25 protein-coding genes are annotated in these 21,486 nt (G+C 74.4%); 14 read left to right on the forward strand and 11 right to left on the reverse strand.

The genetic code is table 11. The features are described 5' to 3' along the window. Positions 1–19: 19 nt before the first annotated feature. The 3 genes from H7K62_RS16555 to H7K62_RS16565 form a co-directional block, all read right to left on the reverse strand. Positions 20–565: a hypothetical protein gene (locus H7K62_RS16555; protein ID WP_186720383.1), complete on the reverse strand. Its 546-nt coding sequence runs from the start codon at positions 563–565 to the stop codon at positions 20–22. Further along, the gene (dnaE, locus tag H7K62_RS16560) at positions 562–4,107 is read right to left on the reverse strand and encodes a DNA polymerase III subunit alpha (protein ID WP_186720385.1); all 3,546 of its coding nucleotides are present in this window, start codon (positions 4,105–4,107) and stop codon (positions 562–564) included. The genes H7K62_RS16555 and dnaE overlap by 4 nt, the downstream gene beginning before the upstream one ends. Positions 4,108–4,347: 240 nt before the next feature. After that, a complete protein-coding gene (locus tag H7K62_RS16565; RefSeq protein WP_186720387.1) occupies positions 4,348–4,944 on the reverse strand; it encodes a hypothetical protein in 597 nt (198 codons plus the stop codon). A gap of 86 nt (positions 4,945–5,030) precedes the next feature. Between H7K62_RS16565 and H7K62_RS16570 the strand changes: the two genes are divergently transcribed. Continuing rightward, complete coding sequence (locus tag H7K62_RS16570) at positions 5,031–5,510, forward strand: hypothetical protein (RefSeq protein WP_186720389.1); 480 nt, start codon at positions 5,031–5,033, stop codon at positions 5,508–5,510. Positions 5,511–5,531: 21 nt separating this feature from the next. Here the strand turns inward: H7K62_RS16570 and H7K62_RS16575 are convergent, their stop codons facing one another. Both H7K62_RS16575 and H7K62_RS16580 read right to left on the reverse strand, forming a co-directional pair. After that, a complete protein-coding gene (locus H7K62_RS16575; protein ID WP_186720483.1) occupies positions 5,532–5,939 on the reverse strand; it encodes an ASCH domain-containing protein in 408 nt (135 codons plus the stop codon). A gap of 72 nt (positions 5,940–6,011) precedes the next feature. After that, positions 6,012–6,476 carry a GNAT family N-acetyltransferase gene (locus H7K62_RS16580; RefSeq protein ID WP_186720391.1) on the reverse strand — a complete coding sequence of 155 codons (465 nt, stop codon included), beginning with the start codon at positions 6,474–6,476 and terminating at the stop codon, positions 6,012–6,014. Positions 6,477–6,700: 224 nt separating this feature from the next. Here H7K62_RS16580 and H7K62_RS16585 point away from each other — a divergent pair, with 224 nt between their 5' ends. The 5 genes from H7K62_RS16585 to H7K62_RS16605 all read left to right on the forward strand — a co-directional run bounded on the left by H7K62_RS16585 (position 6,701) and on the right by H7K62_RS16605 (position 10,667). Next, positions 6,701–7,414 carry a hypothetical protein gene (locus H7K62_RS16585; RefSeq protein ID WP_186720393.1) on the forward strand — a complete coding sequence of 238 codons (714 nt, stop codon included), beginning with the start codon at positions 6,701–6,703 and terminating at the stop codon, positions 7,412–7,414. Next, the gene (locus H7K62_RS16590; RefSeq protein ID WP_186720395.1) at positions 7,411–8,106 is read left to right on the forward strand and encodes a DUF4166 domain-containing protein; all 696 of its coding nucleotides are present in this window, start codon (positions 7,411–7,413) and stop codon (positions 8,104–8,106) included. The genes H7K62_RS16585 and H7K62_RS16590 overlap by 4 nt, the downstream gene beginning before the upstream one ends. Further along, the gene (locus H7K62_RS16595) at positions 8,103–9,032 is read left to right on the forward strand and encodes a DUF1028 domain-containing protein (RefSeq protein WP_186720397.1); all 930 of its coding nucleotides are present in this window, start codon (positions 8,103–8,105) and stop codon (positions 9,030–9,032) included. Before H7K62_RS16590 ends, H7K62_RS16595 begins: the two co-directional genes overlap by 4 nt. A gap of 124 nt (positions 9,033–9,156) precedes the next feature. Continuing rightward, positions 9,157–9,315, forward strand: a complete 159-nt coding sequence (locus H7K62_RS16600) for a YqaE/Pmp3 family membrane protein (RefSeq protein WP_186720399.1) — start codon at positions 9,157–9,159, stop codon at positions 9,313–9,315. A gap of 122 nt (positions 9,316–9,437) precedes the next feature. Next, a complete protein-coding gene (locus H7K62_RS16605; protein ID WP_186720406.1) occupies positions 9,438–10,667 on the forward strand; it encodes a pyridoxal phosphate-dependent aminotransferase in 1,230 nt (409 codons plus the stop codon). A gap of 11 nt (positions 10,668–10,678) precedes the next feature. Here the strand turns inward: H7K62_RS16605 and H7K62_RS16610 are convergent, their stop codons facing one another. From H7K62_RS16610 to H7K62_RS16620, 3 genes are read right to left on the reverse strand one after another with little or no spacing between them, the layout of a single operon-like run. Beyond that, a complete protein-coding gene (locus H7K62_RS16610; protein ID WP_186720407.1) occupies positions 10,679–11,116 on the reverse strand; it encodes an organic hydroperoxide resistance protein in 438 nt (145 codons plus the stop codon). After that, positions 11,113–11,652: a MarR family winged helix-turn-helix transcriptional regulator gene (locus tag H7K62_RS16615; protein WP_186720409.1), complete on the reverse strand. Its 540-nt coding sequence runs from the start codon at positions 11,650–11,652 to the stop codon at positions 11,113–11,115. Before H7K62_RS16615 ends, H7K62_RS16610 begins: the two co-directional genes overlap by 4 nt. A 6-nt stretch (positions 11,653–11,658) precedes the next feature. Continuing rightward, positions 11,659–12,144 carry a general stress protein gene (locus H7K62_RS16620; protein WP_186720411.1) on the reverse strand — a complete coding sequence of 162 codons (486 nt, stop codon included), beginning with the start codon at positions 12,142–12,144 and terminating at the stop codon, positions 11,659–11,661. A gap of 131 nt (positions 12,145–12,275) precedes the next feature. Here H7K62_RS16620 and H7K62_RS16625 point away from each other — a divergent pair, with 131 nt between their 5' ends. Next, positions 12,276–12,827: a GNAT family N-acetyltransferase gene (locus H7K62_RS16625; protein WP_186720417.1), complete on the forward strand. Its 552-nt coding sequence runs from the start codon at positions 12,276–12,278 to the stop codon at positions 12,825–12,827. A gap of 190 nt (positions 12,828–13,017) precedes the next feature. Here the strand turns inward: H7K62_RS16625 and H7K62_RS22870 are convergent, their stop codons facing one another. Next, the gene (locus H7K62_RS22870) at positions 13,018–13,269 is read right to left on the reverse strand and encodes a hypothetical protein (protein WP_186720419.1); all 252 of its coding nucleotides are present in this window, start codon (positions 13,267–13,269) and stop codon (positions 13,018–13,020) included. Between the two features lie 3 nt (positions 13,270–13,272). Here H7K62_RS22870 and H7K62_RS22875 point away from each other — a divergent pair, with 3 nt between their 5' ends. The 7 genes from H7K62_RS22875 to H7K62_RS16665 all read left to right on the forward strand — a co-directional run bounded on the left by H7K62_RS22875 (position 13,273) and on the right by H7K62_RS16665 (position 17,787). Continuing rightward, complete coding sequence (locus H7K62_RS22875) at positions 13,273–13,695, forward strand: VOC family protein (RefSeq protein WP_186720421.1); 423 nt, start codon at positions 13,273–13,275, stop codon at positions 13,693–13,695. A 17-nt stretch (positions 13,696–13,712) separates the two neighbouring features. Beyond that, entirely contained in the window at positions 13,713–14,345 is a 633-nt protein-coding gene (locus H7K62_RS16640; protein WP_186720423.1) for a LysE family translocator, read from the forward strand. Between the two features lie 79 nt (positions 14,346–14,424). After that, positions 14,425–14,640 (forward strand): hypothetical protein, encoded by a 216-nt coding sequence (locus H7K62_RS16645; RefSeq protein ID WP_186720425.1) that lies wholly within the window; start codon positions 14,425–14,427, stop codon positions 14,638–14,640. Next, positions 14,637–15,572, forward strand: a complete 936-nt coding sequence (locus tag H7K62_RS16650; protein WP_186720427.1) for a phosphotransferase family protein — start codon at positions 14,637–14,639, stop codon at positions 15,570–15,572. The genes H7K62_RS16645 and H7K62_RS16650 overlap by 4 nt, the downstream gene beginning before the upstream one ends. Before the next feature lie 131 nt (positions 15,573–15,703). Continuing rightward, positions 15,704–16,660 (forward strand): phosphotransferase enzyme family protein, encoded by a 957-nt coding sequence (locus H7K62_RS16655; protein WP_186720429.1) that lies wholly within the window; start codon positions 15,704–15,706, stop codon positions 16,658–16,660. A gap of 55 nt (positions 16,661–16,715) precedes the next feature. Continuing rightward, positions 16,716–17,387: a hypothetical protein gene (locus H7K62_RS16660; protein ID WP_222437741.1), complete on the forward strand. Its 672-nt coding sequence runs from the start codon at positions 16,716–16,718 to the stop codon at positions 17,385–17,387. 199 nt (positions 17,388–17,586) lie between these two features. Next, a complete protein-coding gene (locus tag H7K62_RS16665; protein WP_186720431.1) occupies positions 17,587–17,787 on the forward strand; it encodes a hypothetical protein in 201 nt (66 codons plus the stop codon). A gap of 34 nt (positions 17,788–17,821) precedes the next feature. Here the strand turns inward: H7K62_RS16665 and H7K62_RS16670 are convergent, their stop codons facing one another. Together H7K62_RS16670 and H7K62_RS16675 are read right to left on the reverse strand one after the other, a co-directional pair. Beyond that, positions 17,822–19,630, reverse strand: coding sequence for an ABC transporter ATP-binding protein (locus H7K62_RS16670; RefSeq protein WP_186720433.1), 1,809 nt, complete (start codon positions 19,628–19,630; stop codon positions 17,822–17,824). After that, positions 19,627–21,366: an ABC transporter ATP-binding protein gene (locus tag H7K62_RS16675; protein ID WP_186720487.1), complete on the reverse strand. Its 1,740-nt coding sequence runs from the start codon at positions 21,364–21,366 to the stop codon at positions 19,627–19,629. Before H7K62_RS16675 ends, H7K62_RS16670 begins: the two co-directional genes overlap by 4 nt. Between the last annotated feature and the right edge of the window lie 120 nt (positions 21,367–21,486).

Consider the following 21,486-nt stretch of genomic DNA (forward strand, 5'->3'; position numbering starts at 1 on the left):
CACGACCGACTCGCCGTGATCATGGGGAGTCGGCCACCTCCTCGGCCTCGTCAGCCGCGGCGTCGCGCGGGGTGCGGGCGCCGCTCCAGGCCGCGGACAGGTGGCCCATCGTCATCACCAGGGCCGCCACCGCCGGCCACACCAGCAGCACCCCGGTGCTGTGGCTGCGCAGCGGGCTCACCAGCCCGCGCGCCGGGTCGGCTCCGGCGGCCACCTGCGCCGCCACCGACGGCGGGCCCAGCCACGCCCCCACCTGCGAGGCGAGCACCGCGCCGAACAGGCAGCCGGCGATCACGGCCAGGCTGCGACGGGAGGGCGCGTCCCCGGGGCGCACCGCGGCGACCACGCCGCAGAGGAGCCCCGCCGCCGCGCCGAGCACCACGAGCCAGCCGTCCTGGGAGGCGGTGAGCCCGGGATCGGCGGCGCCCAGCACCGAGCCGCCCTGCAGCAGCACCACCGGCCCCGTCGGCGCGACGAGCCACCACACCACCCCGACCACCGCCCCCAGCAGCACCGGCCCCACCACGGGAACCAGCGGCCGCAGCGCGCGCAGCCGGGGCGTCACACGAGGCAGCTGGGCCCCAGCAGCGCCTTGAGGTCGCCGAACAGCGACGGCGACGGGGTCACCCGCAGCGCGTCGTCGAGGCAGACCAGCACCTGCTTGTCGGTGGTGAGCAGCTTGAGGTGCACGAGCGTCTGGCCGCGGTGGTCCTGCAGCACCCCGCGCAGGCGGTCGGCGACGGGCTCGGTGCACCGCTGCTCGGGCAGCGTGATGACCACCGGGCCGTCAGCGGCCACCGAGGTGTCGGGCACGGACAGGTCCTGCGCGTGCAGCGAGGGCACGTCGTCGCGGCGCGACAGCCGGCCGCGGACGACGACGACGGCGTCCGGCGCCAGCAGGTGCGCGAACTGCTCGTAGCTGCTGGGGAAGAACAGCACCTCCACCGCGCCGCCGAGGTCCTCGACGGTGGCGATGGCCCACTGCTTGCCCTGCTTGGTCATCTTGCGCTGCAGGCCCGTGATGAGCCCGGCGATGGTGACCATCGAGCCGTCCTGGCGGGACTCGTCGGTGAGGAGCGTGGCCACCGAGCAGTCCGCGGCGGAGCTCAGCACGTGCTCGAGGCCGAAGAGCGGGTGGTCGGAGACGTAGAGGCCGAGCATCTCGCGCTCGCGCGCCAGCAGCTCCTTCTTGTCCCACTCGGGCAGGTCCGGCACGGCGACGCTGAGGGCGGAGCCCTGGCCGACGCCGTCCTCGTCGTCGTCGCCCATGAGACCGCCGAAGAGGTCGTACTGGCCCTTCTCCTCCTGGCGCTTGAGGCCCACCACCGAGTCGACGGCGTCCTCGTGCACCGACAGCAGCGCCCGGCGCTTGGCGCCCAGGGAGTCGAAGGCGCCGGCCTTGATGAGGGACTCCACCGTGCGCTTGTTGCAGACGACGGCGGGGACCTTGGCGAGGAAGTCGCCGAAGCTGGTGAAGGCGCCCTTCTCCTCGCGGGCCTTCTCGATGGCGTCGACGACGTTCTCGCCGACGTTGCGGATGGCCGCCAGGCCGAAGCGGATGTCGGAGCCGACCGCGGCGTACGTGGCGATCGACTCGTTGACGTCCGGCGGGAGCACGGTGACGCCCATGCGGCGGCACTCGTTGAGGTAGAGCGCGGACTTGTCCTTGTCGTCGCGCACGGACGTCAGCACCGCGGCCATGTACTCGGCCGGGTAGTGCGCCTTGAGGTAGGCGGTCCAGTAGGACACGACGCCGTAGGCCGCGGAGTGCGCCTTGTTGAACGCGTAGTCGGAGAACGGCAGCAGCACGTCCCACAGGGCCTTGACCGCGGCCTCGGAGAAGCCGCGCTCGTGCATGCCGCCGGAGAACTTCTCGTACTGCTTGTCCAGCTCGGACTTCTTCTTCTTGCCCATCGCCCGCCGCAGCAGGTCCGCCTGGCCGAGGCTGAAGCCCGCCACGGTCTGCGCGATGGACATCACCTGCTCCTGGTAGACGATCAGGCCGTAGGTGGTGCCCAGCACCTCCTTGAGCGGCTCGGCCAGCTCGGGGTGCAGCGGCGTGATCTCCTGCTGGCCGTTCTTGCGCAGGGCGTAGTTGGTGTGGCTCCCCGCACCCATGGGGCCCGGGCGGTAGAGGGCGCCGACGGCGGAGATGTCCTCGAAGTTGTCGGGGCGCATGAGGCGCAGCAGCGAGCGCATGGGCCCGCCGTCGAACTGGAAGACGCCGAGGGTGTCGCCGCGCTGCAGCAGCGCGTACGTCTCGGGGTCGTCGAGCTCGAGCTCCTCGAGCACCACCTTCTCGCCCCGGTTGCGCTCCACGAGGCGGACGGCGTCGTCCATGATCGTGAGGTTGCGCAGGCCGAGGAAGTCCATCTTGATCAGGCCGAGGGACTCGCAGCTCGGGTAGTCGAACTGCGTGATGACCTGGCCGTCCTGCTCGCGGCGCATGATCGGGATGAGGTCGATCAGCGGCTCGCTGGACATGATGACGCCGGCGGCGTGCACGCCCCACTGGCGCTTCAGGCCCTCCAGCTGCTTGGCCGTCTCCACCACCTTCTGCACGTCGCCCTCGGCCTCGTACAGCTCGCGGAACTCCTTGCCCTCCGCGTAGCGGTTGTGGGTGGGCTCGAAGATCTGGCTGAGCGGCACGTCCTTGCCCATCACCGCGGCGGGCATCGCCTTGGTGATCCGGTCGCCCATGGCGAACGGGTAGCCGAGCACGCGGGAGGCGTCCTTGACGGCCTGCTTGGCCTTGATGGTGCCGTAGGTGACGATCTGCGCGACGCGGCTCTCGCCGTACTTCTCCGTCACGTACTTGATGACCTCGCCGCGCCGGCGCTCGTCGAAGTCGATGTCGAAGTCGGGCATGGAGACGCGGTCGGGGTTGAGGAACCGCTCGAAGATCAGGCCGTGGCGCTGCGGGTCCAGGTCGGTGATCTCCAGGGCGTACGCGGCAATCGAGCCCGCACCCGAGCCGCGGCCCGGGCCCACGCGGATGCCGTTGCGCTTGGCCCAGCGGATGAAGTCGGCGACGACGAGGAAGTACCCCGAGAAGCCCATCTTCGTGATGACGCCGATCTCGTACTCGGCCACGCGGCGGCTCTCGTCAGGGACGGCGCCCTTGAACCGCATGAGCAGGCCGCGCTCGACCTCCTTGACGAACCAGGAGTCCTCGCTCTCCCCCTCCGGCACGGGGTAGCGCGGCATGTACGTGCCGACGCCCTCGGAGAACTCCACCGAGCACCGCTCGGCGATGGCGAGGGTGTTGTCGCAGGCCTCGGGCAGCTCGCGCCACAGGTGGCGCATGTCGGCGGGGGTCTTGAGGTAGAACTCCTCCGCGTCGAACTTGAAGCGGTTCGGGTCCGCCAGCGTGGAGCCGGACTGCACGCACAGCAGCGCTGCGTGGCCCTCGTGGTGCTCGGGGCGCGTGTAGTGCAGGTCGTTGGTGGCGACCAACGGGATCCCGAGGGCCTTGGCGAGGCGGACCAGGTCCTTCTGGATGCGGCGCTCGATCTCGAGCCCGTGGTCCATGACCTCGCAGTAGAAGTTCTCCGCGCCGAAGATGTCGCGGAACTCCGCTGCCGCGGCCACGGCGGCGTCGTACTGGCCCAGACGCAGGCGGGTCTGCACCTCACCGGACGGGCAGCCCGTCGTCGCGATGATGCCCTTGCCGTAGGTGGTGAGCAGCTCGCGGTCCATGCGGGGCTTGAAGTAGTGCCCCTCCAGGCTGGCGAGGCTCGCCATCCGGAAGAGGTTGTGCATGCCCGCGGTGTCCTGCGCCCACATCGTCATGTGGGTGTAGGCGCCGGAGCCGGAGACGTCGTCGCGGCCGGCGCTCGGGTCACCCCACTTCACGCGGGTCTTGTCGCCGCGCGCGGTGCCCGGGGTGAGGTAGGCCTCCAGGCCGATGACGGGGTTGACCCCGTGCTTGCGCCCGGCCTTCCAGAACTCGTACGCCCCGAAGATGTACCCGTGGTCGGTGGTCGCCAGCGCCGGCATGCCCATCTCGGCCGCGGTGGCGAACAGCTCGTCGATCCTCGCGGCACCGTCGAGCATCGAGTACTCGGTGTGGTTGTGCAGGTGGACGAACGAGTCACCAGCGGGCATGGGGCGGGGACCTCCGTGGAGCAGGTGGTGCAGGCGCGGGCGGGGCCTGGGGAAGGAGCCCCACTGTAGGCGCCGGGGACGACGGCGGGGGCGTCCCCCGAGCGCCGGTCGGCGCGCCGTGCGGGGCCCCGCGGGCCGTCGCCGGAAGGCGTGACGCCCGACGGGCAGAACCCCCCGACACGCCGCTCTGGACGCCCTCCAGGGGACTTCTGCCCGTCCGCCGTCACGCGGCTGCTCTGCTCAGACGACCCCGAGCGCCTTGGCGAGCTGTCCGAGCGCGTACGTCCCGACCGTCGCCACCTCCGCCACGAGGAGGTGCAGGAGCGCGTGCCGGACGCTGATCCTCTCCACACCCCCGTCCCCGCTGACGGGTGTGGTCTCCGCCCACTCCCTGACGGCGGCCCCGGCCCGCCTCACCGACGCGTTGCCGGTCCAGTCGGCGATCAGCGAGCCCGAGAGGCCGAAGACACCGATGGTCCGCACCGGCGTCGTGATCTCCAGACCTCGCGGCGTCCCCACCCGGAGCACGCGGTCCGGGGAGAGCACCCAGCTGTGGAAGAGCTCCTCCACCCGGAGCTCGCTGGCGCCCAGGTGGACGCCGGCACTGGCACCGCAGCGCCAGATGAACCACCGGCAGACGCCGATCAGCGCCCCACCCACCACGCAGGACCAGAACCCGTCGCGGGGCGTCGACACGAAGAGGCCAGACTGGAGGAGCCCGAACAGGCCGGTCGCGGCGAGGACGCAGAAGGTCCGGGTCGAGCGCGAGGTGTGGAAGCGCCGGCTGCGGCCCCGCCTCCGCGGCGGTCCTGAGCTGTGCACCACGTCCCCGATCATGCCGACGTTCCACCCCGCGGGGCTGCAACAGCGCTGGCGCGAGAAGCGTCATGATCTCGAGGAGCCGGCGGGACGAGGGGGTCGCTATGAGCGGGGACCGGGTGCTGCGGAGGCCGCGGTGGGCGGTGGCCGTCGTCGTCGCCGGTCTCGTCACCGCAGCGGCCAGCGGCTGCGACCAGGGCATGAGCGGCATGGGCCTGCCGCACCTCTCGGCCGACGAGCGGGTGGAGGGCGACGCCGTGCCCTTCCGGGGCACCCTCGAGATCGGGCCGCAGGGCTGCCTCATGGCCCGGCTCACCGACCCGCCGGGTGGCACCGCCGACCGCTGGACCGTCTGGCCCCCCGGTGCGGAAGCCGTCTACGGCTCCGGCGAGGAGGGCAACGGGGCGGAGGTCGACGGCGAGACGTTCATGGGTGGCGACGCCGTGTCGGGCACCGGCCAGCTGGTCGACCTGGCGGCGCTGCCTGGCGGCACCTCGCCCGGCAGCTACTTCGAGGGGTCCGGCCGCTACTGCGACGCGCTGGTGGGCGGGGTGCTCGTCATCACCGAGGTCCGTCACGCCTGACGGTCGAGCGGGGTGACCACGTCAACCGTCGCGGTCCACCAGCCGGAAGTGCTCCACCACCACGGGCTCGTGCTCGCGCAGCACCCAGCCCGGGTCGCCGCAGGCCTGACGGACCTCGGCGGTCACCTCGGTCCAGAACCTCACGTGCTCGGCCCGCCAGTCCGCCGCCCCCGTGAAGCCCTCACCCTCGGCCGCGGCGACGTCGTCCCCGACCTCCGACATCGGGACGACGACGACGCGCGTCGTCTCCACCACCCCGCGGCTGCGCCCGGCGTGGTCCACCAGCCGGAGCCGCTCGCCGACGCGCGGCAGCGGGTCCCCCGCCAGGTACTCCACCACCAGCGACGACGTCGCCGTCTTCTCGCCGCGCAGCACCGCCTGCAGCAGCCGCTCCCCCAGCCCGCCGTCGTCCGGGTGCCCGAAGTCCATCGTCCGCACCCCACCCACCCTGCCGCAGCAGGAGTCACGCCGCCGCCGCCGGAGCCGGTCGCCCGCTGACGGTCAGAGGTCGACCTGCCGCAGGTGCTCGGTCACCTCGAAGCCGGCCCGTGCGTACAGGCTCAGCGACCGCCCGCCCGAGTACACGGTCACGCGCTGCATCCCGCGAGCACGGGCGTCCTCGAGGACGTGGGCGACCAGGCGCGCGCCCCACCCCTGTCCGCGGAGCTCGGGGACCACGTACACGCTCTGCAGGTCACCGCGGCGGATGTCGAGGTGGCCCGGGCTCGGCGGCCTCGACACCTCCGCCAACCAGGCCATCCCCACGACCTCCTCGCCGTCGACGACGACGGAAGCGCGGTGCGTGGCGGTGCTCCGCTCCGCCCAGGCCGTGAACTCCGCGCTGAAGGCCGCAGGGTCCTCGTCGGGGGTGCCGTCAGTCCGCCACTCGTCCCACCACTGCCACCGGAGCCGGGCGATGGCCGGCAGGTCACCCGGAAGCGCTGCCCGGACCATGATCGCCGCCACGGGACCAGCCTCCAGCGCGTCGGGGCGTCCCGTCCAGCATGCAGAAGTGCGGACAGAAGGCCTCTCAGCCACCTTGGGCCGACTTCTGCATGCTGGGCGGGACAGCCCCCGTGACGTCGGACGTGCAGAAGTCCGCGACACGCCGCCACCGGCCGCCTCAGACCCACTTCTGCCCGTCCGGCGTCACAGGGCCCGTCGCCGCCCGGCGTCACTAGGGTCGGCGCATGGGACGCCAGGTCTGGGTGACCACGGCCGTCGTCGGCCCGCCCGACCGCCTCTGGCACCTCACGCAGGACACCGACCACCACCCCCGGTGGGACCTGCGCTTCAGCTCGATCACCCCCGACGACCACGACGACGACGGCCACCAGCGCTTCACCTACGCCCTCGCCCTGCCGCACCCCCGCCTGCCGCTGCTGACGGTCCGCGGCACGGGCACCAGCACGGCCGAGCGCCGCGGTGACGACGGCGCGGGCACCTCCGCGATCCGCTTCACCGCCGGCGACGCCCCCGCCGACCGGCTCTCACCGCTCGCCAGCGGCGCCGGCTTCTGGCGGTACGCCCCGCAGCCCGACGGGCGGACCCGCTTCACCACCGGGTACGACTACCGCCCCGGCTGGGGCCGCCTCGGCGCCGCGCTCGACCCGTGGCTGACGCGGCCGCTGGTCGGCTGGGCGACGGCGTGGAGCTTCGACAGGCTCCGCCTCTGGGCCGAGCGCGGCCAGGCCCCCGAGCTGAGCCGGGACCTCGCGCTGGCGTGGACGGCGGCCCGCGTCGTCGTCGTCCTGGTGACCGTCGCCGCGGTGCGGCGGCGCAGGCCGCGGCTCGCCGCCACCGCCGGGAGCCTCCTGGCGGTCCCCACCCCGGCGGCCGTGCCCAGCGCGCTGCGCTGCGGCCGCCGCCCTACCAGCCGCCCCACCCGAGGAGGTCACCGGTGAGCGTGGTCCTGGACGCCCTCGGCGACGCTGCCGCCCGCCTGCACCCCCAGCTGCGCCGCAGGTTCGGTGCGAGCACGGCCTCCGGGTACAGCTGCGTGGGGCGCGGGGTGATGGAGGAGGTGTGGCACGGGCCGGCGTGGACGCTGCCGTTCCTCCACGTCGGCGCGTGGCGCAACATCCTCGTGCCCGACGCCGCCACCGACGTCCCGTTCACCGTCGAGAACTACGCCTACACCGACTCCCTCGGCCGTGAGACGCTGACGGTGGTCCGCACCTTCGAGGTCGCACCCGGCCGGCGGCGGCGGTTCGACGCGACCCTCGTCGACGGCTCCCCCGACGGCCAGCCCGGCTCGGGCAAGGTGCTCGACTACCTGGGCACGCACCAGCACCTCGCCGTCGACCTGCGGCTGCGCGTCGACGAGCACGGCGCGCTGCGCCTCACCTCCCACGGGCAGCGCTTCTACGAGGGGCCGGTCGGGTTCCGGTTCCCGATGCTCGCCTCGGGCACGGCGGAGCTGCGGGAGGCCTACGACGACGAGCGGGAGCGCTTCACCATCGACGTCCGCGTCACCAACCGGCGCTTCGGGCCGCTGGTCGGCTACCGGGGCTGGTTCACCTGCACCTACCCCGAGGTGGTGGGCGACGACGTGCCGGCGTCGGTGAGGCCCCTGCGCGAGGAGCGCCGCCGATGACCCTCTCGATCATCGCCCGCTGCGAGGAGACCGGCTGGTTCGGCTACGCCGTGGCGTCCTGCTGCCTCGCCGTCGGCACCCGCATCTGCGACGCCCGGCCGGGGGTGGGCACCGTCGCCGTGCAGGACGGCGGCTGGCTGCACTGGCGCGACGCCCTGCTCGACCTGCTCGACCGCGGCCTCACCGCCGCCGAGGCCACCGCGATGATCGCTCTGGCCGACGACGCCCCCGCCAGCCAGATCGCGGCCGTCGGAGCCGCCGGCCCGGCCTCGGCCTTCACGGGTCCGAGCAGCACGCCGCACACCGGACACCGAGCCGAGGGCGCGCTCAGCGCCCAGGCCAACACGATGGCCGTGCCGGGTGTCGCCGACGCCCTGGTCGAGGCCTTCACCAGCGCCAGCGGCCCGCTCGAGCACCGGCTCGTGACAGCCCTGCTGGCCGCCGACGCCCTCGGCGAGCACGGCCCCGACTACCGCGGCCGCCAGTCCGCCGCCGTGCGCGTGGTGCCCGCGGAGCGCGGCCGGGTCGCCACCGGAGACGCGGACGACCCCCACCTCGACCTGCGCGTGGACGACTCCGCCCAGCCCACCCAGGACCTGGCGCGCCTCCTCGACGTCCACCGGGCCCACCGCCACCTCATCGCCTCCGGGATGGCTCAGGACGACGACGAGCGCCTCGCGCACGTCCGCCGGGCGGCTGAGGTCGCCCCCGGCGAGCGGGTGGTCGCTCCCCTGCTGGCCATCCGCACGGCGCTGGCCGGAGACGCCGACACCGCCCGGCACCTGCTGCACGAGGCCGCCCGGGCCAACCCTGCGACCTGGCAGTGGGCAGCCCGCGCCGCCGAGCGCGCCGCCGCAGCCGGTGGCCCGGGGGCCGAGCTGCTCGCCGCACTCGTGCGCGAGGAGGCACCCCGCGCCCCCTCCTGACGATCACGCGCCTGAGCGCCACCTCGTCGGCTCGTCGGCTCGCAGATGACAGGACGCCGACGTCCACCTGGGAGCAGACCGGTCTCGGCGCGCGGATCACGTCACGTGGGACCACGCTTCGAGGATGAAGATCCTGCTGATCATCCTGTGCTTCTTCTTCCCGTTCATCGCGGTGCTCATCAAGGACGGCCTGAGCCCCCGCGTGCTCATCGCCTTCCTGCTGCAGCTGCTGGGCCACATCCCGGGCGTGATCTACGGGATCCTGGTCGTCACGCGCGACTGACCTGTCGCAGCCCCGGGGCCGCCGTCTGGAGGCTGCGGGGACCACCCACCGCGGCCCGTGCGCGAGGACGGGCCGCGGGAGGCGGAGCGGGCAGCCCGAGCTCGCGTGCCAGAGTTGGTCCCGTGAGCAGCGCTGTCCGCCAGGCCGACCGGTTGCGCACGGTGCGCTACGACATCCGGGGGCCGCTGCTGCGCCGCGCCCGTGAGATCGAGGCCGCCGGACACGAGGTCATCAAGCTGAACATCGGCAACCCCGCCGCGTGGGGGCTGCACGCCCCGGACGGCGTCGTCCGAGGTCTGGTCGAGCACATCAACGACGCCGAGGGCTACAGCGACGCCCGCGGCATCCTGACCGCCCGCGAGGCGGTGTCCGACTACTACACCGGGCGCGGCGTGATCGGCGTCGGGCCGGACCACGTGATGCTCGGCAACGGGGTCTCCGAGCTCATCGTCATGACGCTCCAGGCCCTGCTCGACCCGGGCGACCAGGTGCTGGTCCCCTCCCCCGACTACCCCCTGTGGACGGGCGCGGTGCGCCTGTCCGGCGGCACGGCCGTGCACTACCGCTGCGACGAGGAGGACGGCTGGCAGCCCGACGTCGCCGACGTCGCGGCCAAGGTCACCCCGGCCACCAAGGCGCTGGTGCTCATCAACCCGAACAACCCGACGGGCGCGGTGTACTCGCGCGAGACCCTGCTGGCCCTGCTCGACGTGGCGCGCCAGCACGGCCTGCTGGTGCTCGCCGACGAGATCTACGACCACATCCTGTTCGCCGGCGACGACGGGACCGTCGTGCACGAGCACGCCGCGGCGCTGGCGCCCGACCTCGTGGTGCTCACCCTGTGCGGGCTGTCCAAGAACCACCGCGCGGCGGGCTTCCGGTCGGCCTGGCTGGCGATCAGCGGCCCCCGCGAGCGCGCCTCCGACTACCTCGACGGCCTCGAGCTGCTGGCCAACATGCGCATGTGCCCCAACGTGCCAGCGCAGCACGCGGTGGCCTCGGCGCTGGCCGACCGCGCGAGCATCGACCCGCTGCTGGCGCCCGGGGGCCGGCTGCGCGAGCAGCGCGACCACGCGCTGCGCCGCCTGCGCGCCATCCCGGGCGTCTCGTGCGTGGAGCCCCGCGGGGCGCTGTACCTCTTCGCGAAGCTGGACCGCGAGGTCTACCCCGTCGACGACGACGAGGCGCTGGTCATGGACCTGCTGAACGCCGAGCACCTGCTCGTCACGCACGGCACGGGGTTCAACCTGCCCACGCCCGACCACCTGCGGATGGTGTTCCTGGCACCCGTCGACGTGCTGGACGACGCCGCCGACCGGCTCGAGAGGTTCCTCGCCGGCCGGCGGCGCTGAGCGCGGCGTGCTCAGTCGTCGGAGACGGTGACCGTCACCTCGATGTTGCCGCGGGTGGCGTTGGAGTAGGGGCACACCTGGTGGGCGGCGTCGGCCAGCTCCTGGGCCTGGACGTGGTCGAGCTCGGGGATGGTGACCTCGAGGTGCACGGCCAGGCCGTAGCCGCCGCCCTCGACGGGACCGAGGCTGACCTGGGCGCCGACGCTGCTGCCCTCCACGGACACCTTGCGCTGACGGGCCTGGCCGAGCAGCGCGGAGTGGAAGCACGCGGCGTACCCGGCGGCGAACAGCTGCTCGGGGTTGGTGCCCTCGCCGGAGCCGCCCGCCTCCTTCGGGGGCGCGAGCTGCAGGTCGAGCGTGCCGTCGCTGGTGCGGACCTGGCCGGAGCGGCCGGAGCCGGTGCTCAGCGCCTCAGCGGTGTAGATGGTCTTCTCGAGCTGGGTGGTCATGGGGTTCCTCCTGGGTGGCGGGTGGTGGACGGGCGTTCGGGCAGGGGGATCTGCCGCTCGAGCACGCGACGGACCGCCGCGGTGCCGATGGCGAGGTGCCGCAGCTCGGTGTCGCTCAGCTGCGCGGTGACCTCCGCGCTCCGGGCCTGGAAGCTGCGGGCCATGCCGTCGGCCCACTCCAGCGTGCGCGGGGTGGGGTCGAGCCGCACCACGCGGCGGTCGTCGGGGTCCGGGCGGCGCTGCAGGTAGCCGGCCTCGACGAGCCTGTCGACGACACCGGAGACGGTCGGCGCGGACAGCCCCAGCCGGGTGCACAGCGCGCCACCGGTGGAGGCGCCGTCGGCGAGCACCACGAGCAGGCACTTGAGCTGGACGATGGTCAGCGGCAGGGTCAGCAGGTCGTCCAGGACCGACCTCAGGGCCAGGTGCTGGACGGCCTCCTGCTCCGCCAGCACCCGCGCCTCGAGGGCGACGCGCTCGGGCGCAGCGGCGGCCGTGCGACCGCTGCCGCTGTCGTCGTCCTGGGTGCCGCTCACGGCAGGTCAGGCGGCGGTGGGACCGGCGAGGACGGCGCGCGCCCGGTCGCCCAGGCCGGCGTCGGTGACGACGTCGTAGGAGCCGGCCGCCAGGCCCCGCACCGAGCTGAAGTCGCGCTGTCCGCCGGTGGCGAGGTGGCCGAAGAACCCGAAGACGGCACCCCAGAAGGCACCGATCACCAGGCCGACCAGGAGCAGCGTGAAGAAGCCGCCCACGGCGAACAGGCCCATGAGCAGGCCGATGAAGAGGCCGAACCAGGCTCCGCTGGCCGCACCGAGACCCGTCGCGCGCGCCTTGGTGAGGCGACCCGTGACCTGCTCGACGATCGTCACGTCGCGACCGACGATGCGCACCGAGCCGACGGGGAATCCGGCGTCGGACAGGGCGTCGACGGCGTGCTGCGCCTCGACGTACTCGCGGTAGCGACCGACCAGCTGCTCGGACCCGTCGTTCGCGGCGGGGACCAGCGGGGTGTCGGTGGTCTGCGTCATGCTTCCTCCTCGTCGGGACCGCACGCCCGAGGATCGGGTCGTGCGGTGGGTCACTGTTCGCCTTGCACTAACAGTCATACCCGGACGAACGACTTCCAAACGCCCCGCGCTCATCTGCCAGGAGGTCCTCGGTGCCCACCCAGGCCGTCGTCGACGAGCCCTCGGACCACGACGCGACAGCTGTCGGTGCGGTGCACCTGCGCTCCTGGCACGAGACCTACGACCACGCGCCGGGCCTCGACGCCGCCTGGGTGGACGAGCACGTCGGCCCCATGGCCTCACCCGCCGCCGACGAGTTCCGGCGCGCCGTCTTCGCGGCGCAGCGCGCCGACCCGTCGCGCACCCTGTACCGCGTGGCCCGGGCGGGCGGCGAGGTGGTCGGCTTCGTGCACGCCTCCGTCCAGCAGCACCAGGACGACGACGACGAGGTGCGCCTCGAGGGGCTGTACCTGCTGTGCTCCGAGCACGGGACCGGCCTGGCCGACCGGATGCTCGGCGAGGCGCTGGCCTGGGCCGGGGCTCGTGCGGTGGTGCTGGAGGCGTCACCGCTGAGCGTGCGCTCCGTCCCGTTCTACCGACGGCACGGCTTCGAGCCGACCGGCGAGACGGGCCTGTTCCGGGACCGCGTGCCCACCGTGTCTCTGCGCCGCGCCGCCCCTGACCGCGGTCGGCCGCGGACCTGACCGCGGTCACCTGCGGACGTCCCGCCCCAGGACCACCTCCCCGCCGGACCTGACCGCGGTCACCTGCGGACGTCCCGCCCCAGGACCACCCCGCCGGAACTGACCACGGTCACCTCTGCAACTGACCTCGGTCACCTGCAGACCGGGAAGGAGGCAGAGCCCCACCCCGGGCCGCGGGGCGGGGACGCCGTCAGCCGCCGAACGGACCCCGGATCCGCAGGCCGGCGAGGTTGAACTCCTCGGCCTGCCGCTCGGCGAGCTCGCGCGGCGTGCGGCCACCCGGCGGCGGGAACCGCTTCGGCCCGAGCGCGAGCCACCCCGCGAACCTGCCGACGGCCGCCAGCACGCTCCCCACCCGCCTCATGATCGGACGGTACGCCGCCGCGTCGGCGATCACCAGCACCTCCGGAGTGCCGACGGGCCTGTCGCGTGCGACCGTCATGGTGTGCCGATCACCACCACGGGCTTCAGCCACGTCCGCCTCACCGTCCGCGACATCGCCGTCTCCCGGCGGTTCTACGACGCGGTCTTCGGCTGGGAGGTGGCCTTCGAGGTCCCCGCCGACGCCGACCAGGCCACCCGCGACCAGCTGTGGTTCGTCTTCGACGGCGTCATCTACAGCACCCCGGGCGGGCTGCTCGGGCTGCGGCCCGTCGCACCCGGCGACGACTCCTTCAGCGAGGACCGCGTGGGCTTGGACCACCTGTCCTTCGCCGTCGCCTCGAGGGCCGACCTTGACGACGCCGTCGCCGTCCTCGACGCCGCCGGCGTCGCGCACGGCGGGGTGAAGGACGCCGGTGCCATGCACCTGCTGGAGTTCCGCGACCCCGACGGGATCGCCCTGGAGCTCGTCGCGACGAAGGGCTGAGGCCCTACCCTCCGGGCATGATCCCGCTCGACCACGTGCTGGCCTTCGTCGTCGCCTCGGTGCTGCTGGTCGTCATCCCCGGTCCGAGCGTCCTCTTCGTGCTCGGGCGGTCGATCGCGCACGGACGCCGCGCCGGGGTGCTGAGCGTGCTCGGCAACGCCCTCGGCACGGTGCCGGCGGTGCTCGCGGTGGCGTTCGGGGTGGGCGCGGTGGTGGCGGCGTCGGTGGTCGCGTTCACGGTGCTGAAGCTGGCCGGTGCGGCTTACCTGGTGTGGCTGGGCGTGCAGGCGGTCCGCCACCGGCACGACCACGCCCGCGTCGAGGCCCCGAGGCCGGCGACCACGGCCCAGCTGCTCCGGCAGGGCTTCGTGGTGGGGGCCACCAACCCGAAGACCATCGCGTTCTTCGTGGCGGTGCTGCCGCAGTTCGTGGCGGTGGACGCCGGCCCGGTGTGGGCGCAGCTGCTCGTCCTCGGCGTGGTGTTCCAGGTCGTGGCGGTGGTCTCCGACAGCGCGTGGGCGCTGGCGGCGGGCACGGCCCGGGCGTGGTTCGCGCGCTCCCCGCAGCGGATGTCCACGCTGTCCGGTACGGGCGGCGTCATGATGATCGGCCTGGGCGGCACTCTGGCCCTGTCGGGCTCCAAGCACTGACGTGCAGGCCGTGTGCGGGCCTGGTCTGGGGTGTGCGCAGGCCGCTGACCTGTGACGACGTCGCTGCCACGGTGGTCGGGTGCTGCTGCTGCGCGCCGTCGTCGTCCTGCTGGTCTGCGGGGTGCTCGTCCCTGGATCGCTCAGGGCCTGCGCTCCCGCGCCTGACGGACTCCCAGCCCCCATGGCCGTCAGGACGACGATGACCGCGCCCGTCCTGCGGGTGCCCGTGGGGCTGCTCGCGCCGTCGCCCGGTGAGGCGCTGCGCCTGCTGGTCGTCGAGGTGGCCGCCCCGTGACACGACAGAAGGCGGCGGGCCAGGCCTACGGTGCTCAGGTGGACGGGCAGCCCGTAACCAGCGACGACGCGCTGCGGGCGACGGTCCGGCGGCTGCTGCCCGGTACCACCGCCAGTGACGCCGGCGCCGCGGAGGTGGTGCGCGGGGAGTTCCACGACGTCGTCCTGCTGCCCGGCCGGGCGGCCGTCAAGGTGGCCCGGGGGCTGGCGGCCCAGCACCTGGAGCGGCGGACCGCCCTGCTCCACGCCCTGAGCGGCGCCGGGCTGCCGTTCGGCGTCCCGCGGCCGCTGAGCGAGGTGGTCCGGACGGGTCCGGCCACCGCCGCGGTGGCGCTCTCCTGGGTCCCCGGCGACGTGGCGCCCGCCGGGTCGGGAGGTCCGGCGCGGGTCGAGCAGCTGCAGCGGCTGCTGCGGGCGCTGGCGGAGGTCGACGTGTCACCGGCTGGCCCGGTCGGGCGCCACCTCGACGTGCCCCACGCCTACGCCGGCCGCGAGCGCTGGGCCGAGCGGATGGAGCAGGTGGTGGCGCTGCTCCCCGAGGACCTGCGGGCGGACGGCGCCGCACGCCTGCGCGCCGCGCGGGACCTGCCGCCGGTGGCGCCCGGCCTCGTCCACGGCGACCTCGCCGGCCACAACCTGCGCTGGCGAGCCGACGGGACGCTGGCCGGCGTCATCGACTGGGACCTGGCCGCCGCGTGGGACCCCGCTGTCGACGTGGGCTGCCTGGTCTGGTTCGGCTGGGACACCGTCGACGCGGTGTGCACCAGCCTGGGCGGCGCGTGGCCGGCGGCGGCCGCGCGGGCTCGGACGTGGTGCGCCACGTTCCGCCTGGAGGGCGTGGCGGCGCTGCTGGACGACGACGCCCCCGCCGACGTCGTGGCCGAGCGGCTCGGGCGTCTGGTGGCCGCGCTGCGGAGCGAGCGCGGCACCTGAGCCCGGGATGTGAGTGCGGCGCCTGAGCTCGGCCGGCGCGGCAAACCGGTGGCGCGGTGGGCGGGCGGTGCGCGACGGTCGTCGTCGTCCTCGTCGACCGAGGACGGCGCGGCACCACCGAGGAGGCGACCGTGGCGAGGAGCGCGACCGGACCCGCCGTGGACGAGGGGCGGTTGGCCGCCGTCGTCCGCAGCCGCTGGGGGCTGCCCGGGGCGCGGGTGCTGCCGCTGGGCGGCGGGATGAACTCGCGGACGTGGGTGGTGGAGGTGACCGCCGTGTGCGGGCGGGTGGGCAGGTGGGTGGCCAAGCAGGTCACCCCGGACCAGCACGACCCCTTCGTGCGTGGCCTGCGGGCGGCCGCGCTGGTGGACGGCGCCGGGGTGCGGACGGGCCCGCCCCGGCCGACCGAGGGCGGCGCTGACCACGCGGACCTGCCCGGCGGTCCGCTGGCGCTGCTGCGCTGGGTGGACGGCGCGCCGCTGGAGGTCGACGACGACGATGCGCCGGCCCTCATGGGCTCGACCCTGGGTGCTGCGCACCGAGTGCTGCGTGGCGAGGGCGACGCATCGGCGGCGGGCTTCCCGCCGTGGCCGGACCTTCTCGGGGAGCACCTCGACGTGGAGCCCTGGGTGCGCCCGGCCGTGACCGGGGCGCTGGGCGCCTACCGGGCCCTGCTTGCCGACGACGGCGATACGGGCCCGCTGGAGGTGGGGCTCCTGCACGCCGACCCCGCGCCCGACGCCTTCCTGCGGCCCGCCGTCCCGGGCGGCGGGACGTGCGGGCTCATCGACTGGTCGAGCGCGGAGCACGGGCCGCTGCTCTACGACGTCGCCTCGGCCGTCATGTACGTCGGTGGTCTCGAGCGCGGGCGGTCGCTGGTGGAGGCCTACGCCGCGGCGACGGCGCCGGGGTCGGACGCCGCGCTGCTGCTCCCTCGCGTGGAGGTGCTGCTGCAGCTGCGCCAGGCGGTCCAGGCGGCGTACTTCGCGCGGCGCCTGGCGGTGGACGACCGCACCGGGATCGACGGGCCCGAGGGCAACCTCGAGGGCCTGCACCACGCGCGGGACTACTTCGCCGACCTCGCCTGAGGTCCCCGGCGCGGCGGGTGTCGGGCGCCCGGCCGTGTGCGTCACGATCAGCGACGTGGCACTGCCCACCCGCACCGCCAGCGCTGACGCCGGCGGACCCGCTCCGACGCAGCGCCCCGCCCCGTGGGTGCGCTGGGCGGTGCTCGGCGTGCTCCTCGCGACCGTCGTCCAGCTGGCGGTGGGCGCGACCAGCGACCTGCCGCAGTTCGCCGGCAAGGGGTTCGGAGCGCGGCTGGCCGCCTACCCGGTGCTCATGCTGCTCGTGCCGCTGGTGGCGGTGGTGCGGCGCGCGCGGCGCAACCACCGGCACCTCCCGTCGGGTCCGCTGCCGTGGACGGCGACGCTGCTGGTGGCGGTGCCGTTCCTCGTCGACGTCACGGGCAACACCCTCGACCTCTACGACGCCGTCGTCTGGTGGGACGACGCCAACCACCTCGTGAACTGGGCGCTGCTGTCCGGCGGTGCCGGCCTGCTGCTGCGCAGCGGCGGGGTGGGTCCGCGCTGGGCGCTGGCGCTCTGCACGGCCGGGGTGGGCGCGCTGCTGGCCGTCGCGTGGGAGCTCGGGGAGTGGGCCACCTTCATCAGGTTCGGGGAGGTGGACGGCGGGCTCGCCGCCGCGTACGGCGACACCCTGGGCGACCTGGCCCTGGGCTGCCTGGGCGCTGCAGCGGCCGGCGTCGTCGTCGCCCGGCGGACCACGCAGCTGTCGCGCCGTCGCCGCAGCTGACGCCCCTTGGCCGCAGCTCCCGCCCCATCGGACGAGCTCCCGCCCCATCGGACGAGCTCCCGCCCCATCGGACGAGCTCCCGCCCCATCCGCAGGGCTGATGGGGCGGGAACTCGCACGATGGGGCGCCTTCTGCTCCGCGAGGGCCTCCCCAGAGGAGGACGTTGCTCACCTCGCCGGGCGCGAGGAGCATCGCGCGCGTGTTCCTGACGATGCGCAGGATCAGGACCACGCCCGGGCCGGCGCGCGAGGTCACCCGCCTCATCGAGTCGGAGCACGTGCCGCTGGTGGAGCAGGTCGAGGGCTACGTGTCCTACCCGCTGGTCGACCTCGGCGCTGCAGCGGCCGGCGTCGTCGTCGCCCGGCGAGCCGCGACGGCCACACCCCATCGCGGGAGCTGACGCCCCTTCGGCACCCGGCGGAACGGGAGCGGGGTCAGGCGGCGGCGGTGATGGAGGCCTGCCAGTCCTCGTGGAGCCGCGCGAAGCGCCCGCCGGCGGCCACCAGCTCGGCCGGGGAGCCGTCCTCCACCACGCGGCCGCCCTCCACCACGAGCACGCGGTCGGCGGTCATCACGGTGGAGAGGCGGTGGGCGACCACCACGGCCGTGCGGTCGGCGAGCAGCCGCTCGAGCGCCTCCTGCACGTGCTGCTCCCCCGGCACGTCGAGGGAGCTGGTGGCCTCGTCGAGCACGAGCACCGCGGGGTCGGCGAGGAAGGCCCGGGCGAAGCTCACCAGCTGGCGCTGACCGGCGGAGAGCCGCACGCCGCGGCTGTCCACGGGGGTGTCGTAGCCGGCGGGGAAGGTCGTGACGAGGTCGTGCACGCCGACCGCGCGCCCGGCCGCCTCGACCTCCGCGCGCGTGGCGCCCGGGCGCCCGACGGCGATGTTGTCCGCCACCGACCCCGAGAACAGGTACGCCTCCTGGGTCACCATGACCACGGCGCGGCGCAGGTCTGCCGGGTCGACGGAGCGCACGTCCACGCCGTCGAGGCGCACGGCGCCGCGGCGCACGTCGTAGAACCGCGCCACCAGCTTGGCCACCGTCGACTTCCCGGCCCCTGTGGACCCGACCAGCGCCACGGTCTGCCCGGCGGGGACGTGCACGTCCACGTCGTGCAGCACGTCGGGCCCGTCGGCGTAGCCGAAGGTCACGTGGTCGAGCACCAGCTCGCCGCGCGGGCGCTCGAGCGCGACGGGTGCGGCCGGGTCGGTCAGCCGCGGCTCCTCGACCAGCAACGCGGCGAGCTTCTCCAGCGCCGCCTGCGCGGACTGGAAGGAGTTGTAGAACATGCCGACGTCGCGCAGCGGCGTGAAGAAGCGCCGCGCGTACAGCACCGCCGCCACCAGCACGCCCACCGCCAGCTGCCCGTCCAGCGCGCGCAGACCGCCGATGAGCAGCACCGCGGCCACCGTCACGTTGCCGATCATGGTGAGCCAGAGGTCGAAGACGCCGTTGACCCGCAGCGCCTTGTCGGTCACCGAGCGGTACTCCTCGGCGAGGTCGGCGTAGGAGTCGGCCACCGGGCGCTCGCGCCGGAACGCCTGCACGGCGCGCACCCCGGTCATCGTCTCGACGAACGCCACGATCACCCGGGCCGCCACCACGCGGGTGCGCCGGTACTGCTCCTGCGAGCGCCGCTGGAACCACCGCGTCAGCACCACCCCGGGCACCACCGCCACCAGCAGCACCGCCCCGGAGCGCCAGTCGAGCACCGCCAGCAACACCGCCGTGAGCAGCATCGACGTGGCGCTGGTGGCGAGCGTGGTGACACCGCCGTCGAGCAGCTCGCGCACGGCCTCCAGGTCGGAGGTCTGGCGGGAGATGATCCGGCCCGACGTGTACCGCTCGTGGAACTCCAGGTCCAGCCGCTGGGTCTGGCGGAACACCCGGCGGCGCAGGTCGAGCAGCACCGCCTGGCTGGCCGCCGCGGACTGCCGGACGACGGCGGCCGAGAGCGTCCCGCCGAGCACCGCCGCCACGAGGTAGCCGCAGCCGACGAGGACCAGCGGCACGGCGTCACCGCGCCGCAGGGCCGGCAGGCCCGCGTCGATGCCGGCCGCCACCAGCGCCGGGCCCGCGACCACCGCGGCCTGGCTGACCACCACCAGCACCACCAGCAGCCACACCCGGGCGCGCACGGGCCGCAGCACCGAGCGCAGCAGCGGCAGCGACTGGCCGCGCTCGTCGTCGTCCTGGTCCTGGCCGGCGGGCCGGGTCGTGGCAGCGGCAGCGGCGCTCACGCGGCGTCCTCGTCGTCGTCCTCGTCGTCCTCGGTGCCCTCCAGGGCGGTGAGCACGTAGCGGTAGTGGGGGTGCTCCCGCAGCAGCTCGTCGTGCGTGCCGACCCCGGTGATGCGCCCGCCCTCCAGCACGGCCACCCGGTCGGCCAGGGCCACGGTGGAGGTGCGGTGGGCGACGACGAGCGTGGTGGTGCCCGCCAGCACGTCGCGCAGCCGCTCGGTGACCACGGCCTCGGTGGTGACGTCGAGGGCGGACAGCGGGTCGTCCAGCACCAGCACGCTGGGGTGAGCGGCCACCGCCCGCGCCAGGGCCAGGCGCTGGCGCTGCCCGCCGGACAGGCTCAGGCCCTCCTCGCCCACCCGCGTGTCGACGCCGTCGGGCAGGCGCTGCACGAAGTCGGCACTGGCCACCCGCAGGGCCTCGGCCAGCAGGCGCGCCCGCTCGGCCTCGTCCGGACCCGACGGGCCGGTGGGCAGCCCGAGCAGCACGTTCTCGGCCACGGACTCCGAGAACAGCACCGGGTCCTCGAAGGCCACGGCGACGGCGGAGCGCACGTCCTCGCGGCGCAGGTCCCGCACGTCGACGCCGTCCAGCAGCACCTGACCCTCCGTCGGGTCGACCAGGCGCGGCACCAGCTGGGCGAGCGTGGTCTTGCCGCTGCCGGTCAGGCCCACCAGCGCGGTGGTGCGGCCGGGCTCGAGCACCAGGTCCACCCCGTCGAGCACGGGCCGCTCGCCGTCGTCGTGCGTGAAGCTCACCCCGCGCAGCTCCACGCGGGAGCCCCGCGGGCCGGGCGCCGGGGGCGCCAGCGGGCGCGGCGGGTCCTGCACCTCCGAGACCGTCTCGATGACGTCGAGGTACCTGTCGGTGGCGGTGCGCGCGTCGAGGGTCATGGCCAGCAGCTGGCCGATCCGCTCCACGGGGGCGTTGACCACGGCGGCGGTGGCGAAGAACGCGACCAGCGCGCCCACCGACAGCCGCCCCGTGGACGCCAGCCAGACGCCGAGCACGAGGCTCACCGCGGCGGCGGTCTCGGGGATCACCCCCAGCGCGAGCGTCACGCGCGAGAGGGTGCGGGCCTTGAGGATCTCGGTGTCGCGCAGGCCCTCGGCGGCCCGCGTGAAGTCGCCGAGGGCGTCGGCGCCGCGGCCGAAGGCCTTGAGCACGCGGATGCCGTGCACGGACTCCTCCACGCGCCCGGCCAGGTCACCGGCCTGGTCGCGGGCGCGCCGGGCCACCACCCGGTAGTCCTCCCGGAACCGGAACCCCAGCCACAGCACGGGCACCGCGCCGACGAGGTAGACCAGGCCCAGGGGCCACGCCGTCCACAGCATCAGGCCGACGCCCACCACCACGGTGGTGATGGACACCACCAGCATGAGCAGGCCGAAGATCAGCCAGCGGCGCACGGTGGACAGGTCCGACATCGCCCGCTGCAGCAGCTGCCCGGTGGACCACCGGTCGTGGAAGCTCAGCGACAGGTCGAGCAGGTGGCGGAACAGGTCCAGGCGCATGGTCGCCTCGACGGTGGTGCCCGGGGTGGCGACGAAGACGCGCCGGCTCCAGATGAGCACGGCCTCCACCACCCCGAGCACCAGCACGAGCGCGACCGCCTCGAGCACGGCGGCCCGGGAGCCGGAGGTGAGCAGCGGCCCGTTGACCAGCTCGCGCAGCACCTGCGGCACGGCCAGGGCGATGAGGCTGGCGCACAGCGCCGCCAGCGTGCCCAGGGCCATGCGCGGCAGGGCGGGGCGGGCCCAGTCGGCCAGGCGCAGCAGGCTGCGCGTGGTCGAGGCGGGACGGTCCGGTGGTGCGGACGACGGGGTTGACGACGACGACGGCGGTCGGGCGGCGGC

Source organism: Quadrisphaera sp. RL12-1S (assembly GCF_014270065.1).
Classification (GTDB): Bacteria; Actinomycetota; Actinomycetes; order Actinomycetales; family Quadrisphaeraceae; genus Quadrisphaera.